The organism is candidate division KSB1 bacterium, assembly GCA_034505495.1.
In the GTDB taxonomy this organism is placed as follows: Bacteria; Zhuqueibacterota; Zhuqueibacteria; order Residuimicrobiales; family Krinioviventaceae; genus Fontimicrobium_A.
Map to the genome: position 1 here is coordinate 1 of JAPDQV010000045.1, position 16893 is coordinate 16893.

12 protein-coding genes are annotated in these 16893 nt (G+C 58.6%); all 12 read left to right on the forward strand.

The window, feature by feature from the left end; translation table 11 throughout:
• Positions 1 to 1233: restriction endonuclease subunit S (locus ONB24_13615; GenBank protein MDZ7317150.1), on the forward strand; the 1233-nt coding region annotated here is incomplete at its 5' end.
• On the forward strand, positions 1230 to 1952 hold the full coding sequence (locus tag ONB24_13620; protein MDZ7317151.1) for a transposase: 723 nt from the start codon (positions 1230 to 1232) through the stop codon (positions 1950 to 1952). The genes ONB24_13615 and ONB24_13620, both read left to right, overlap by 4 nt.
• Complete coding sequence (locus ONB24_13625; protein ID MDZ7317152.1) at positions 1949 to 5212, forward strand: type I restriction endonuclease subunit R; 3264 nt, start codon at positions 1949 to 1951, stop codon at positions 5210 to 5212. The genes ONB24_13620 and ONB24_13625 overlap by 4 nt, the downstream gene beginning before the upstream one ends.
• Before the next feature lie 80 nt (positions 5213 to 5292).
• Positions 5293 to 5751, forward strand: coding sequence for a DoxX family protein (locus ONB24_13630; protein MDZ7317153.1), 459 nt, complete (start codon positions 5293 to 5295; stop codon positions 5749 to 5751).
• Positions 5752 to 6012: 261 nt separating this feature from the next.
• Positions 6013 to 7737: an acetylxylan esterase gene (locus ONB24_13635; GenBank protein ID MDZ7317154.1), complete on the forward strand. Its 1725-nt coding sequence runs from the start codon at positions 6013 to 6015 to the stop codon at positions 7735 to 7737.
• Positions 7738 to 7760: 23 nt separating this feature from the next.
• Positions 7761 to 10286, forward strand: coding sequence for a hypothetical protein (locus ONB24_13640; protein MDZ7317155.1), 2526 nt, complete (start codon positions 7761 to 7763; stop codon positions 10284 to 10286).
• Positions 10238 to 11767, forward strand: a complete 1530-nt coding sequence (locus ONB24_13645; GenBank protein ID MDZ7317156.1) for a hypothetical protein — start codon at positions 10238 to 10240, stop codon at positions 11765 to 11767. The genes ONB24_13640 and ONB24_13645 overlap by 49 nt, the downstream gene beginning before the upstream one ends.
• Positions 11768 to 11775: 8 nt before the next feature.
• Entirely contained in the window at positions 11776 to 13083 is a 1308-nt protein-coding gene (locus ONB24_13650; protein ID MDZ7317157.1) for a Gfo/Idh/MocA family oxidoreductase, read from the forward strand.
• 55 nt (positions 13084 to 13138) lie between these two features.
• Positions 13139 to 14389: a methyltransferase gene (locus ONB24_13655; GenBank protein MDZ7317158.1), complete on the forward strand. Its 1251-nt coding sequence runs from the start codon at positions 13139 to 13141 to the stop codon at positions 14387 to 14389.
• Positions 14380 to 14904 (forward strand): lipocalin family protein, encoded by a 525-nt coding sequence (locus ONB24_13660; GenBank protein MDZ7317159.1) that lies wholly within the window; start codon positions 14380 to 14382, stop codon positions 14902 to 14904. Before ONB24_13655 ends, ONB24_13660 begins: the two co-directional genes overlap by 10 nt.
• Positions 14905 to 14916: 12 nt before the next feature.
• The gene (locus tag ONB24_13665) at positions 14917 to 16572 is read left to right on the forward strand and encodes a right-handed parallel beta-helix repeat-containing protein (protein ID MDZ7317160.1); all 1656 of its coding nucleotides are present in this window, start codon (positions 14917 to 14919) and stop codon (positions 16570 to 16572) included.
• Between the two features lie 44 nt (positions 16573 to 16616).
• On the forward strand, positions 16617 to 16893 hold a 277-nt coding region (locus ONB24_13670; protein MDZ7317161.1), incomplete at its 3' end, for a DUF4968 domain-containing protein.

Sequence of the window (16893 nt, forward strand, 5' to 3'; positions counted from 1 at the left end):
CTACCGGAGTCTGAACGTCGGCTTGGACCATTCCCTGTTATCGCGTCAACAGGACCAGTCGGAACGCACAACAAAGCAATGGTCCATGGACCTGGCGTGGTAATCGGCAGATCCGGAAGCCTAGGTGGTGGGCAGTTCATCGAAGGTGATTTCTGGCCCCTTAACACCACGCTGTGGGTGAAAGATTTCAAAGGGAATGACCGGAGATTCTGTTATTACCTCCTCAAGTCGCTTGACCTTACCCAATTCAACGCTGGAAGTGGCGTTCCAACCTTGAATCGAAACCACATTCACCCACTTCCCGTGACAATTCCTAAGAGTCTTGCCGAACAGCGCGCCATCGCCCACATCCTCGGCACGCTGGACGACAAGATCGAGCTGAACCGGCGCATGAGCGAGACGCTGGAGGCCATGGCGCGGGCGCTCTTTAAAGCTTGGTTTGTGGACTTTGAGCCCGTGCGGGCGAAATGTATGGGCGACCTTGATGGTCGCCCGCGCTGGCAGCGCGGGCAATCCCTGCCCGGCCTCCCCGCCCGCCTCTACGACCTCTTCCCCGACCGCCTGGTCCCCTCAGAACTCGGCGAGATTCCGGAGGGGTGGAGGGTGGGAACATTTGGCGACTGTTGCACAGTAAAAGGTGGCTATGCATTTAAGAGCAAAGATTTTGCTGAAAAAGGATATCCACTGGTTAGAATAAAGAACATTACATCTTATTACACTGTTGATTTATTTGATGTTGTTTATATTCCAGAAGAAATAGCATTAAAGACAAAAGATTTTTTTCTTAATGATGGCGATTTAATCATTGCAATGACAGGTGCAACTATTGGTAAGTTTGGTCTGATTGTTAATCGTGATGATACAAAAAAAGCGTTATTGAATCAACGCGTCGGAAAAATAGTTCCAAACATAATATCAGTAGAGAAAGCTTGGTTTCCATTTATATCTTTACTTGTAACTGATGTTTATGAGCAAATAGTCAATATTGGTAGTGGTAGTGCGCAACCCAATATCAGTAGTTCTCAAATTGAGGGTTGTAAATTCATCGTACCAGATAACAAATTAATAATTTATTTCACAAATAAAATAAATCCTCTCATGGAAAAATGGTTATTAAATATTAAAGAATCCCGCACCCTCGCCGCCCTGCGCGACGCGCTGCTGCCCAAACTGATCTCCGGCCGGATTCGGGTGAAGGACGCGGAACGATTTTTGAAGGAACGCGGGCTATGAAATACAATGGGTACGGGCACGGCATGTCGTGCCCCAATCGCCGCAGCATCCGCCTGAAGGGATACGATTATTCCCGACCCGGCGCCTATTTCATCACCATCGTCACGCAGGACCGCGAATGTTTGTTCGGCGCGGTCGTGGCCGGAATAATGTATTTGAACGACGCCGGGTGCATGGTTTGGGAATGTTGGCGCATGATTCCGCAACATTTTCCCAACGTCCGATTGGACGCGTTTATCGTTATGCCCAACCACGTGCACGGAATTATTGTCATCGTCGAAACGGACGACGTTGACAACGCCGCCCCGGCCAATACCGTAGGGGCGGGCCTCGTGCCCGCCCAAAACGGGATTGACCAAAATCGGGCAACCACAAGGGTTGCCCCAACGGTCGCCCCAACGGTTGCCCCAACGGTCGCCCCAACGGTCGCCCCAACGGTCGCCCCAACGGTCGGCCCAACGGTCGGCGATATTGTCGGCGCGTTCAAATCCATAACCACGGTTTCCTATATACGCGGCGTCAAACAATTGGGTTGGCCGCCGTTTCGCGGCCGGGTCTGGCAACGCAACTATTACGAACACATTATCCGCGATGACGAATCGATGGATCGCATTCGCGAATATATCGTCAACAACCCGCTGAAATGGACGCTGGATCACGAAAACCCGACTATAATAGGCGCGACGCATGCGTCGCCGCAACAGGAAAACCAACCATGACGCACCTGACCGAATCTATTGTCGAACAAGCCGCCCTCGATTGGCTGGAGGCCTGCGGCTGGCAGATCGCCCACGGGCCGGACATATCGCCTACCGGCGATACCCTCACCCTACCCCTCTCCCAGAGGGAGAGGGAAAGTTACAGCGAGGTGGTGCTGGCGCAACGCCTGCGCGATGCCCTCGCGCGCCTGAATCCTGACCTTCCCGCCGAGGCGCTGGAGGACGCCTTTCGCAAGCTCACCCGTCCCGAAGGCGCGGACCTGCTCCAGCGCAACCGCGCCGTGCACCGGCTGCTGGTAAACGGCGTGACGGTCGAGTACCGCACGGCCGAGGGCGAGGTCCGCGGCGCCCAAGCGCGGGTGATCGACTTTGACGATCCCGACGCCGACGACTGGCTGGCGGTCAACCAGTTCAGCGTCACGGAACGCCGGGGCGACTCTCGAATCGCCCCGACCCGCCGGCCGGACGTGGTGCTGTTCGTCAACGGCCTGCCCCTGGCGGTGATCGAATTAAAGAACGCCGCCGACGAAAACGCCACCATCTGGAGCGCCTTTCAGCAGCTCCAGACCTACCAGGCCGAGATTCCCTCGCTGTTCGCGTCCAATGAAGTGCTGGTCGTTTCCGACGGCGTCGAGGCGCGCGTCGGCGTCGTGGGCGCGGGTCGCGAATGGTTCAAGCCCTGGCGGACCATTGGCGGCGAAGCCCTTGCACCCGAGACCATGCCCCAATTACAGGTGGTGCTCGAAGGGGTGTTCGAAAAACGCCGGTTTCTCGATTTGGTGCGCGACTTTATCGTCTTTGAGGACGACGGCAGCGGCCGGCTCGTCAAAAAGATGGCCGGCTACCATCAGTTCCACGCCGTGCAGGCGGCGGTGCGCGAGACGCTGCGCGCGGCGGCGCGGGAGAATCGGATTGATGATCAGGCCGGCCGCTATGAATCGGGCCGCAAGCCCGGCGGCAAACCGGGTGACCGGCGCATCGGCGTGGTCTGGCACACGCAGGGCTCGGGCAAGAGCCTGACCATGGCCTTTTACGCCGGCCGCATCATCCGCGAACCGGCGATGGAGAACCCGACCCTCGTCGTGCTCACCGACCGCAACGACCTCGACGATCAGCTCTTCGGCACTTTTTCGCGTTGTCGGGACCTGCTGCGCCAGCCGCCCGTGCAGGCGGAGAGCCGCGCGCATCTGCGGCAGCTTCTCTCCGTGCAGGCCGGCGGCGTGGTCTTTACCACCATCCACAAATTTTTGCCCATTGGGGAGGTAGAGGCGGCAGGGGCAGGGGCAACGGTAGGGGCGGCGGTAGGGGTAGGGGCAGACCTTGTGTCTGTCCACGCCCAGACGGGGTCAACCACAAAGGGTGGTCCTATGTTGTCCGACCGCCGCAACATCGTGGTCATCGCCGACGAAGCGCACCGCAGCCAGTACGACTTTATCGACGGCTTTGCGCGCCACATGCGCGACGCTCTGCCCAACGCCTCGTTCATCGGCTTCACCGGCACGCCCATCGAAAAAGCCGACGCCAACACCCGCGCCGTGTTCGGCGAATACATCAGCGTCTATGATATTCAACGGGCCGTGGAGGACGGTGCCACGGTGCCGATCTATTACGAAAGCCGCCTGGCCAAGCTTGCGCTCGACGAGGCCGAGCGGCCCAAGATCGACCCGGACTTTGAGGAAGTTACCGAAGGCGAGGAGGTCGAGCGCAAGGAAAAGCTGAAGACCAAGTGGGCGCAGCTCGAGGCCGTCGTGGGAACCGAAAAGCGGTTGAGGCTCGTCGCCCAGGACATTGTCGACCACTTTGAGAAGCGGCTCGAAGTCATGGACGGCAAGGCGCTGGTGGTCTGCATGAGCCGCCGCATCTGCGTCGAGCTGTACCGTGAGCTGGTGAAACTGCGTCCCGCCTGGGAGGACGACGATGACGCACGCGGCGTGATCAAGGTAGTCATGACCGGTTCCGCCGCTGACCCGCCGGAGTGGCAGGCGCACATCCGCAACAAGCCGCGGCGCGAGGCGCTGGCCAACCGCTTCCGTGATCCGAATGATCCGTTCAAGGTCGTCATCGTGCGCGACATGTGGCTCACCGGTTTCGACTGCCCCAGTCTGCACACCATGTACATCGACAAGCCGATGCGCGGCCACGGACTGATGCAGGCGATCGCGCGGGTGAACCGCGTCTTCCGCGACAAGCCCGGCGGTCTGGTTGTGGACTATTTGGGTCTGGCTCATGAACTCAAGGCGGCGCTCGCAACGTACACCGAAAGCGGCGGCACCGGCCGCACGGCCGTGAAGCAGGAGGAGGCTGTCGCTCTGATGCTGGAAAAGTATGAGGTATGCTGCGGCCTGTTCCATGGGTTTGACCGGTCACGATGGGTGACCGGCACATCCGCCGAACGGCTCGGTCTCCTGCCGGCGGCGCAGGAGCACATCCTGGCGCAGGAGAACGGCAAGGATCGCTGCATCCGCGCCGTGCGCGAGCTGTCGCAGGCGTTCGCCCTGGCCGTTCCGCACGAAGAGGCGCTGCGCATCCGTGACGACGTGGCCTTCTTCCAGGCCGTGCAGGCGGGTCTCTCCAAGCGCGCGCCGGGAGAAGCCCGTCCGGAAGATGAACTGGACCACGCCATCCGCCAAATTATTTCGCGCGCCGTTGCCCCGGAAGGCGTCGTCGACATCTTTGCCGCCGCCGGCTTGAAAAAGCCGGACATTTCCATCCTTTCCGACGAGTTCCTCGCTGAGGTGCGCGGCATGCCGCACAAGAACCTCGCGGTCGAGCTGCTGCAGAAACTGTTAAAGGGGGAGATCACGACGCGGCGGCGCAAGAACCTGGTGCAGGCGCGCTCCTTCGCCGAGATGCTGGAGCAGACCATCCGCCGCTATCAGAATCGGGCGATCGAAGCGGCGCAGGTCATCGAGGAGCTGATCGCGCTGGCGAAAGAGATGCGGGAGGCCGACGCCCGCGGCGACAAGCTGAATCTGAGCGAGGAGGAGCTGGCGTTCTACGACGCGCTGGAGACGAACGACAGCGCGGTCAAGGTGCTGGGCGACGAGACGCTGCGGACGATCGCGCGCGAGCTGGTCGCCACTGTCCGCAACAACGTCACCGTCGACTGGACCCTGCGGGAGAACGTGCGCGCACAGCTGCGCGTGCTGGTCAAGCGCATCCTGCGCAAGTACGGGTACCCACCGGACAAGCAGGAAAAGGCGACCCAGACCGTGCTCGAACAGGCCGAGCTGTTGTCTGCGGAATGGGCGACCGCATGAAAGCGTTGAATAGCAACAGCACGCAGCGGACGTCGCTTTGTACCGCCGCTGATATCGGACGTTAGTAAAGCGGAGGAAAAATGAGCAATCGATTCGAAAAAACGGAACGACAAATCATTCGCTGGATGAGCCGATGGGGAATACTATTGCTGAGAATCAGCCTCGGCATCGTCTTCTTTTGGTTCGGGTTATTGAAATTCTTTCCCGGCCTCAGCCCGGCGCAGGAGCTGGCGGTGCGCACCATCAGCGTGCTGAGCTTTGGTCTTTTGCCGGCAAAAGTCTCCCTTCTCATTCTGGCGACGTGGGAAGTCCTGATCGGCCTCGGCTTGATTTTCGGCGTACAGCTGCGGCTCACGCTTCTGCTCCTCTTTCTGCAGATGCTGGGCACCATGACGCCGCTGCTGCTGTTTCCGCACGAGGTCTTTACCCGCATTCCCTATGCGCCTACTTTGGAGGGGCAGTACATTATCAAAAACATCGTCATCATCAGTGCCGGATTCGTGATTGGTTCCACGCTCAAAAAGAGGGATTCAAACTAATTGTCGAACCCCAAATTAATCAGGACTCCGCAGAGGGTTGGGGCACCCTCTTTGTCCTGCTCCCCTCCAATCGGCTGCACGTAAGCGGACTTTATAAACGACGCCTCAATCAAACCCGACTCCAACATTCTCTCTTTTTCTATCAAAAAACCCGCCTTCATGGGTCTAACTCACCCTTTTTCTTGTTTTTCTATCATTAAACTTGTACATTTTTTAACAATAGATCGTCTTTTGGTTTACATGGTATATCCGGAGGAGATTATGAAAGCCTTTTTGGTCCTGTGGTTAGTGATGTCGGTTTCTCTTTCGGCGCAGAATCTGTTGCCCGAACAATGGAAATTCAAAATCGGCGACGATCCGGCATGGGCGTCCGTCGATCTGTCGGATGCCGACTGGGGAACCGTCAAGGCCGGAGAGTTATGGGAATCGCAGGGGTTTCCGGGTTATGACGGCTTTGCCTGGTACCGCGTGCAGGTCGTCGTCCCCTCTGCCTTGAGGGGCAAGGCGGAAAAATACGGCGGACTCGTCCTGCGCCTGGCCAAAATCGATGACGCCGACGAGACCTATTTCAACGGCAAGCTGATCGGCCGCACCGGCCAAATGCCGCCGGACTATGTCGGCCGTTACGATGCCTTGCGCAACTATTCCATTCCCTCCGAGCTGATCCGCTGGGATCAGCCGAACGTGATCGCCGTGCGCGTCTATGATCACGGCGGCGGAGGCGGCATTTACAGCGGCACGCCGCTGCTGACCGTTAAAGGCTTGACCGATCTGGTGCTCATCAGGCCGAAGCTCGGCCCGCAAGATCACATCTTTTTGAACGTCAAGAACATCACGGTACCTGTGGAATTGACCAATAACTCCGACGAAAACATTGCCGGCGTCTTGAGCCTGGAGGTCGTCAGCGACTTTAAGAAACCGGTCGCTAAAACCTCCCAACCGGTCAAGCTCAAGGCCAAGAGCAGCAGGCGGACTGAATTCAGGCTGTCCGCCCCGGAACCCGGCTTTTACGTTGCCGTGGTGTCGCTCGGCAGTCCCATTGTGACGATCTCTCACCGTTTCGGCTTCGGCGTCGACCCCGAAAAAATCGTTTCGCCGACCGACGCCCGCGCCGATTTTGCCGACTATTGGGCGCGCGCCAAGCGCGAGCTGGCGGCCGTCGACCCGCAGTACAAAATGACGCGCATCGACAGTCTTTGCAGCGACAAGCGGGAGGTCTTTCTCGTCGAGATGCGCTCGCTGGGCAATGTCCTGATCCGCGGCTGGTATGCCCGACCGACGGCGCCGGGGAAATATCCGGCCATTCTGCACGTCCAGGGTTACAGCACGAACATGCAGCCCGCCTGGATCTATCAGGGGGACGACATGGTCGCGCTCGGGCTCAACATCCGCGGCCACGGCAACAGCCGCGACAACGTCGATCCTGGATTCCCCGGCTATCTGCTGCATCAACTGGCCGACAAGGAGACCTATATCTACCGCGGCGCCTATATGGACTGCATCCGCGCCGTCGATTTCCTCGTTTCGCGGCCGGAGGTCGACGCGTCGCGCATCGCCGTCGAAGGCGGCAGCCAGGGCGGCGCCCTCAGTTTTGCCACCGCGGCGCTGGACCGCGACCGCATTGCCGCCTGCGCGCCCGACGTGCCGTTCCTATCGGATTTCCCCGATTATTTCCAAGTCGCCGCCTGGCCGGGCAACGAGTTCTACAGCTGGGTCGAAAAGAATCCGCAGATCGGCTGGGAAAAGGTCTATGAGACGCTGAGCTACATCGACATCAAGAACTTGGCGCCGTGGATCAAGGCGCCGCTGCGCATGGCGGTCGGCCTGCTCGACGAAACCTGCCCCCCGCACATCAACTTTGCCGCCTACAATCAGGTCTCGTCGCCCAAATCTTTCGTCGTTTATCCCTACAGCGGCCATGCCCTGCCGCCCGCCAATTGGACGGCGAAAATGGAATGGATCAAGACGCAGCTGGGCGTAAAATAAACAATCAGCTCAACCTAAACCTTATGAAAAAATTTAGGTTCGCCTTACCGCTGCTTTTTCTCTTCTGCTCCGCCCAAGCGCCGGCTCTTACCGTCCGAACCGGCGCCTCGGATTTGGAACGATTGGCTGCTAAGGAGCTGCGCCGCTATCTTTATGCCTGCAGCGGCGAGCTTGCGACGATAAGCAGCGGGCATGGGGAGCAGGGCGATATTTTTATTGTCCTGCAGGGGAGCAGGCTCGAGGCAGAGCTTTTTTCGCGGTTCAAAGATCTGCCGCGTGAAACCCTGCCGCTACAGGGCTATGCGATTCATACTGTGGTCGAAAAAGGACGAGCGAGCGTCGTCATCCGCGGAGGCAGTGAGACGGGCGCGCTCTACGGCGCTTATCGGTTCATCGAGGCGCTGGGCGTGCGCTTTTACCTGCACGACGACGCTCTGCCGCCGCAAAGACCGATCAGCCTGCCCACGCTTCATCTAATGGAAACGCCGCAGTTCGACCTGCGCGGCATTCTGCCGTTTCACGACTTTCCCGAAGGACCGGACTGGTGGAATCTCGATGATTACAAGGCCGTCGTTGCCCAGCTCGCCAAGATGCGCATGAATTTCATCGGCTTTCACACCTATCCCTCGATTCCCTTCAACGGCCACAGCCGGCCCGAGCCGATGGTTTGGCACGGACTTGCAGATCAAATTCAGGCCGACGGGTCGGTCAACGCCGCTTATCCCGTCCTGCATTTTCACACCGGCGCCGGCACGTGGGGCTATTACCCGATGAAAACCTCGGATTACTCTTTCGGCGCTTCTCAGCTGTTTGATGTCGACGACTATGGCGCCGACTATATGAAAAATATCTCCCCCTGGCCGCACCTTCCCGCGGAAAATCTGCGCATTTTCAACACGTTCGGCGCCCGGCAGAGAGATATTTTTACTTTCGCCCGCCGTCTGGGCGTCAGGACCTGCATCGGCACCGAGACGCCGCTCAATATACCGTCGGAAGTTGCGCAGGCTCTGCGCAGTCGCGGCATCGATCCGCAGAGCGACGAAGCGGTGCGCAGGGTTTATGAGGGAACGTTCGAGCGCATCAAACGGCTGCATCCGCTCGACTATTATTGGTTTTGGACGCCCGAGTACTGGACTTGGGAAGCGGTGCCCGACAGCGCCGTGGAAGCGACGCAGCGCGATCTGCGGCTTGCTCTGGAAGCGGCCGAATCGGTCAAAGCGCCGTTTTCTTTGGCTACGTGCGGCTGGGTTTTGGGGCCGCCGAAGGATCGGGCGCAGTTCGACCGGATCCTGCCCAAATCCATTCCCTTCAGCTGCATCAACCGCGAGGTGGGCTTTACGCCCGTGGACAGCAATTTCGCCCGCATCACCGATCGCCCGACTTGGGCCGTCAGCTGGCTGGAGGACGACCCGGCGCTGATCTCGCATCAGCTCTGGGTCGGCAGAACCCGTCGCGACGCCGTCGATGCCGAGCGTTACGGCTGCAGCGGCTTCATGGGCATTCATTGGCGCACGGAGAACCTTTCGCCGGCTTTGGCCGCCCTTGCGCAGCTCGGCTGGTCCTTCGGCGACTGGGCCCAAGCCTACAATCCGGCAGAACGCGACCTGCCGACGCGCGACTTCTATCTCGACTGGGCGACGGCGCAATTCGGAGAGCAGATTGGACCTCAGGCTGCAGAAATCTTTTCCCGGTTGGACGGCGGTCCGCTCTATATTCCCGGCAAAACCGTGCGGCGCGCCAACCTGTATCGAACCTCGGACTGGGCGGGAAAAGGTCCGGGCGGCATTTTGATCAATCCCGAGCCCTGGAGCCGGGTAAAAGAGCACTTTACATTCATTCAAGAATTGGAAGCCTTGCGCAGCCGTATAGCCGAGCCGGAGCAGCACGAGCGGTTCGACTATTGGCTGAACAATTTCCGCTATCAACGCGAAACGGCGCGGGTCGGTTGTCTGTTGGGGGAATATGAAGCCGTTGTCCAGGCTGCGGCTGCAGCTCAATCTGCCGACCGGCGGCAGCAGCTTGCCCGACAAGCGGCGGAACTCAAACAGACCCTCGAACAGGCCTGGGGAGAAATGGTCGGGTTGCACCTTTTGACCGTCAATACTCCCGGCGCCCTGGGGACCCTGGCAAACCTGGAGCAGCACAACCTGCTCAATCTCAGGCGAATCTCGCGTCATGACAGCCTTTTGTCGGCGATTTTGGGCGAACTGCCGGCGAGCCGATTTCGGCAGGAATACCGCGGCGAGCCGCGTCTGATTGTGCCGACGCGCCGATCCGTTTTGGAGAAAGGCGAGCCGCTTCGTCTGACGGTTCGAATTCTCAGTCGCCGACCGGCCCATTCGGTTGCGCTCTTTTACCGACCGATCGGAAAGGGTCGCTTCAAGTCGCTGCCTTTCACCCATCGCGGCCGTAATGTTTTTCGTGTCGAGCTGAAGGCCGATCAAATTGCGGATGACCTGGAGTATTATCTCGAAGCGCAGGTGGAGGACGCTACGCTGCGTTGGCCGTCCGTCGCGCCGCAGAGATGCCGGACGGTCGTGGTCTGGTAAAGCCCGATCACTATATCAGCGATTCACAAAACGACTATTCGGGAGAAGTCATGATGAAGCTTCGGCTCTTCTTTCTGCTGATGCCGTTTATTTCATTTTCCCAGCCGATCATCAAATCCGTCACCCTGGTTCCCTCGCAAACCTATCAGACCATCGAAGGGTTCGGCGTCAACCTCAATCCCGCCATGTGGGACGGCGGCCATCTGCGGCCGGTGCTCGATCTGTTGGTCGATGATCTCGGCTGCACGCAAATCCGATTCGACGCCTACGGCACCGCGGATTGGCTCGATCCGGCTCGACGCCGCGCCGACGGCCGCCGGCCTGAAGCCTACCTCGCGCAAGTTTATTCCGCCCCGATCTTTCGCGACGCCTGGGCGGTCTTTCGCTACCTCAACGAAAAAGGCGTGCAGCCGCATTTCAACGTCAGCGGCAGGATTCCGCCGCAGTTTGCCGGACCGGACGGCCAACGCTTGGTTGATTTCGACGGCTATGCCGAAATGATCGCTTCGATGCTGAAATGGGCGCGGGAAAAAGAAGGCCTCAAGTTCTCGCTGCTGGCGCCGTTCAACGAGACGGATTTAGGGTTTCCCGAAGGACCCAAGCTGCTTCCCGAAGATGTCCTGCCCGCCGTCCGCGCCCTCATCCGTCGCCTCGATGCCGCCGGATTGAGCGACATTAAATTGATTCTCCTCTGCGATTCCACCCCCAATCTGGACAAAATCGCGCCGATTCTGTCCGAGCCGGCTTTGCGCAGCCGCGTGCACGCCTTTTCAACCCACACCTACGGCAACGGCGGCGACGAAGACGGCGGCTGGTGGTTTTTGGAACAGACGCCGTATGCCCGCTTTGCGGAGGCCGTGCGCAGCAGCGCCTACAACGGCGCCGGCATTTGGATGAGCGAGTACGGCGACCTCGATCAGACCGGCGAGGTGGAGTTCGGCATTGCCTGGCGCTCGACCCGCCGGCTGCTGAAGGCCTTGGCCGACGGCTTTACCTGCGCCATGGTCTGGGATGCCTATGACAATTTCCACAAACACGACAACGCCTGGACGACGTACGGCCTCCTCGCCTACGACGCCGAAACCCGACTCTATCTGCCCAAGCCGCGCTATTATGCGGCGCAGCAAATTTACAAGTACGTGCGGCCGGGAATGGTCCGCATCGGCATCGTCGCGCCCGACTTTGATGAACAGCAGACCTTTGCCGTCTTTAAATCGCCCTTAAAGCATCTGCGGCTGCTTGCCTTTATGACGCCGGACCGCCGCGATCTGACGATCGTCGGCATGAGCACGGTCGAGCGCGATGTGCGTCTCCAAATCGATGTCTCGGCTCTGAATCTGCCGGTGCAGGCGGAAGTGACCTATTATCGTACCGGCCGCAAAGAACAGTTCAAGAAAATCGCCGGTGCGTCGCTGCAGAACGGCATTCTGGAGGCGGTCGTGCCGGAAAACACGATTTTCACTTTGACGACTTTAAAATGAGGCGGACTATGAAGCGAAGAGAATTTTTAAAGACTACGGCGGCGCTTTCCGCGGCGACGATCGTGCCGCGTCACGTTTTGGGCGGCAGCGGCTATAGGGCGCCCAGCGATAAATTGAACCTTGCGGGCGTCGGTGTCGGCGGCGTCGGCAAAAGCTATCTGGAGAACCTGGAAAGCGAAAACATTGTTGCGCTGTGCGATGTGGATTGGGAGTACGCCAAGCCGGTTTTCGAAAAGTATCCGCAGGCGCGCCGCTTTAAGGATTTTCGCGAAATGCTGGAGGCAATGCCCGAGATCGACGGCGTGGTCATCGGCACGCCGGATCACACCCATGCGGTCATCGCCATGGAGGCGCTGCGCCGCAAAAAGCACGTCTATTGCGCCAAGCCGCTGACGCGCACGATTGCCGAAGCCCGCGCCTTGACGGCCGCCGCCAAAGCCGCCGGTGTCGCGACGCAAATGAGCATCCAAATGAACGCCATCGAAGAGCATCGCCTGCTGGCCGAATGGATCGCCGCGGGCGTCATCGGCGACGTGCGCGAGGTGCACATTTGGTCGAACCGGCCGATCTGGCCGCAGGGTATTCCGCGACCGCAGGAAATTCCCTCGGTGCCTCCGGCGCTCGATTGGGGGCTGTGGATCGGACCGGCGCCGTTTCGGCCGTATCATCCCGCCTACCATCCCTTTAATTTCCGCGGCTGGTACGATTTCGGCACCGGCGCGCTCGGCGACATGGGCTGTCATCAGTTCGATCCGGTGGTCAAGGCGCTCAAACTCGAGCAACCGACCAGCATCTATGCCTGCTCCACCGAGCTTTTCGAGGAAACCTATCCCAAGGCCTCCGTCATCTATTACGATTTTCCGGCGCGCTACGGCATGCCGCCGGTCAAGGTGGTTTGGTACGACGGCGGTCTGAAACCCGAGCGTCCCCTGGAGCTCGAAGACGAGCGCGAGTTCGGCGAATGGAACGGCGGTATTCTGTGGATCGGCGACAAGGGTAAAATCCTCAGCCACGCCACAGGTCAATCGCCGCGGCTGCTTCCGGAAAGCCGCATGAAGAGCTTTAAAAAGCCGCCCAAGACGTTGCCGCGCTCCATCGGCCATTACGAAGAATGGATTGTCGCCTGCAAGGGCGGCGCACCGGCAGGCGCCGATTTCGCCTACGGCGGACCGTTGACCGAATTGGTCCTGCTCGGTAATATCGCCTTGCGGATACAGAAACGCCTGTACTGGGACGGCCAGGCCAAGCGCTTTACCAACAGCGACGAGGCCAACAAGCTGATCGAAGAACCCTATCACAACGGCTGGAGTCTGTAAAAGCTTCTATGCGAATGAAAACAAAACCCCGAACAACGAGCTGTAGAAAAGCGGCATGACCTCCCGCGAACGTATTCTTGCGGCGCTCAACCATGATCAACCGGATCGTCCGCCGATCGACCTGGGCGGCCATCGATCTTCCGGCATTATGGCGATCGCCTACAAAAAGCTGAAGGACTATCTGGGCATCAAGACGGGCGATGTCTATGTCTACGACGTCATCCAGCAATTGGCGATCGTCGAACCGCCGGTGTTGGACGAGTTCGGCGTCGACGTCGTCGAGTTGGGCCGCGGCTTTCTAACCGACGAGGCCGATTGGAAAGAATGGCACCTGCCCGACGGTACGCCGTGCAAAATTCCCGCTTACGTGCAGATGGAGAAACGCGGCGACGATTGGCTGCTGCTCAATAAATTGGGGCGGCCGGTAGGGATTCAGAAAAAAGGCTGCCTGTACTTTGAGCAACTCGAGTATCCCTTGGCGAACCGCAACTTTGCCGAAGAGGATTTTAGCGACCTCGAAAAGCACCTGGGAGAAGGCATGTGGTCGGTGCCGTCCCCCGGCGGCCACTTGTCGCTCGAAGGGGATGATTTGAAACGTCTGGCTGAAGGGGCTAAAAAGCTGCGCGACTCGACCGACCGCGCCGTCGTCGGGCTGTTCGGCGGCAACCTGTTCGAGACGCCCCAGAGCCTCTACCGCATGGACAATTATCTCACCTATTTGATGCTTTGCCCGGAACAGTGTCTGCGCCTTTCCGAAAAGCTGACCGAAATCTATCTGCACAATCTGGAAAAGTATCTTTCGGCAGTAGGTTCTTTTATCGACGTCATTCTCTTCGGCGATGATCTGGGCAGACAAAACGGCCCGCTCATTTCGCCGGAAATGTATCGTGAATTTTACAAACCTTTTCACCGCAAAATGTGGCGGCGCGTCAAAGAATTAGCGGACGTGAAAATCATGCTGCACAGTTGCGGCAGCGTCGAGCCGTTTCTCGACGACCTGATCGACGCCGGACTGGACGCCGTCAATCCGGTGCAGATCACTGCCGCCGGCATGGATGCCCGAATCTTGAAGGAAAAATACGGCGAACGGCTCACGTTCTGGGGCGGCGGCTGCGATACGCAGAGGATTTTGCCCTATGCCTCGACGGAAGAGGTGAGAGCGCATGTGCGCCGACAGGTGAGCGTCCTCTATCGCGGCGGCGGGTTTGTCTTTCAGCAGGTGCATAACATTATGGCCAACGTGCCGCCGCAAAACATCGCGGCGATGTTTCAGGAAATCAATCGGAGGGTTGAAAAATGGATTTGAAGCATGCCGTCGTTTTGTTCTTGCTTTTGGGGGCGGCAGCGCTGTATGCATCGCCCATCACGGTGCCGTTCGTAGATCTCAATCGATACGAGGGCACTTGGTATGAGATTGCCAAAATTCCCAACCGATTCCAAAAAAGCTGTGTCAGGAACACAACCGCAACCTATCGACTGCTTCCCAACGGTCGTGTCGAAGTGATCAACAAGTGTCAAAAAGAAAACGGCAAAGAGACCAGGATCAAAGGCATTGCCAAAGTCGTGGATGCAACTTCCAATGCCCGGTTGAAAGTCAGTTTTGTCCGCTTCTTTTGGAAAAACTGGTTCTACGGCGACTATTGGATCATCGGTCTGGATGAAGAGTATCGGTGGGCAATCGTCGGCACGCCGAGCCGCAAATACGGCTGGATTTTGGCGCGCGAGAAAACGCTGACCGATGCCCAGCGCGCCGAAATCTTTAACATTCTGCAGAAGCAGGGCTATAATCCGGATGAGTTTGTCGAAACGCCGCAGAATTAATTTAAGGCTATTATGAAGTTCATCACTCCGTTAGGACTCTGCCTGGTCGTTCTGGCGGTTGCATCCGGCCCGCTGCAGTCGCGCAGCTTTTATCTCAGTCCGTTCGGATGGGACGGCGCAAGCGGAGGGCCGGACTCCCCCTGGCGCACGCTGGAGCGTCTGCAGGCCGCCGCGCCCTGCGCCGGCGATTCGATCTTTCTTCAGGGCGGCGCCGTTTTCCACGGCCGACTTGTCATCGCCGGCGACGGATGCAGCGAAAGAGGCCTGCTGATCTCCTCTTACGGCTGCGGTCGCGCCGTCATAATCACCAATGATTCCTCCGCCGTTACGGTGCGTAATCTGAACCACGTCATCATCCGCGATTTGGAAGTCATGAGCCGCGACCGTACCGCCAACCACGGCTTCGGCATTCAAGTGGTCAATGATCTGCCCGGTGCGCCCCGTCTTAAAAATGTATCCATTGAGAACGTCATCGCGCACGGCTTCAAATGGGCGGGCATCTATGTCGGCGGCGTGCCTACCAACTTGCCGGGATTCGTCGCGCCCGCAGGCTGCCGATATGGATTCGAAAAGGTGCGAATTGAAAACTGCGTCGCTTATGACAATGTCTATTACGGCATTTACGTCTCCGCACCCTGGTCACAGTACGCCGAGTTGACCGATTACGGCAACGCCGATGTCGTCATCCGCGACTGCGCCGCATACGACAACCCCGGCGACCCGACGTTTACCGAGAACCACAGCGGCTCCGGCATCATGCTCGATGATACTGCAGGAGGGCTGATCGAATACTGCGTCGCTTATCGCAACGGCGCGCTCAACGCCGGCCGAAACGGCGGCCCGGTCGGCATTTGGACGCACGCTTCGACGCGGGTAACCATTCAGTACTGCGAATCGTTCTCCAACCGCACCGGCGGCGCGGCCGACGGCGGCGGCTTTGATCTCGACGGCGGCGTTAGTCGCTCGGTCATTCAGTACTGCTACAGCCACGATAACGACGGCGCCGGATTTCTGATTTGGGAATGGGGCGGCGTCCGGCAGTTGGAACAGGACACCGTCCGCTGGTGCATCAGCGTCAACGACGGCCGCCGTCACACCTACGGCGCCGTGCATATCGGCACTTCCTGGAAATCCGTACGGGACATTGTTATCCACAACAACACCTTGCTCATGAATCAAGCGCCCAACGGCGAACCGTGCGTCGTTTGGATCAGCGGCAAAACCAACGAGCGAATTCACGTCTGCAACAACCTCATGGTGTCCTTTGACGGCATACCGTTGGTCAATATCAGGGCGCGGCAAAAGGAGCTTCGTTTTCTCGGCAACGGCTATTGGGTGAATGATGGGCGATTCGTTTTTAAGCAGGGCAACAAAACTTTTTCTTCGTTTGCCGACTGGCGCCGCGCAACGGGAATGGAAACGCTGCAGGGGCGGACAACCGCCGTCATTGCGGATCCCGGATTCGATCCGTACCGGATCGGCGAGACCGTCGGTTATCCGCGCCGTCTCTGCAACTTGAAAAGCTGCCGTCTGTCCGGCGACTCGCCGTTTTGTCGAGCCGGGCTGTCTTTTTTTGAGTTGAAAATATCTCCGGCGCCGTTCGACTTTTGGGGAACGCCCACTCCGGCAAATCTGCCGCCGAGCATCGGCGCCTGGCAGTGTCCGTAACCTGAAACAATGAAACATTGTAAAACAAGGGAGCTGATTTGAACATGAAATGCAAAATGTTTTTCACTCTTTTGATCCTCATGCTGTTCATCACAATTATTTCGGCGAACGCCGCAGCGCCCAAGGCGGAGCTGATACCTTTAGGTACCGGCGACGTGCTTTCGGTGCAGGTTCTCACGCCGGAAATTTTCCGTATTCGTCTGGATAAAAACGGCTGGTTCACGTTGTCGAGCATGGAAAAGTACCGCATCGTGCGTTACGATTGGCCGTCGACACCGGTCAAAAAAAGCGAGGACGGCAACCGTGTCATTTTTGCGACGG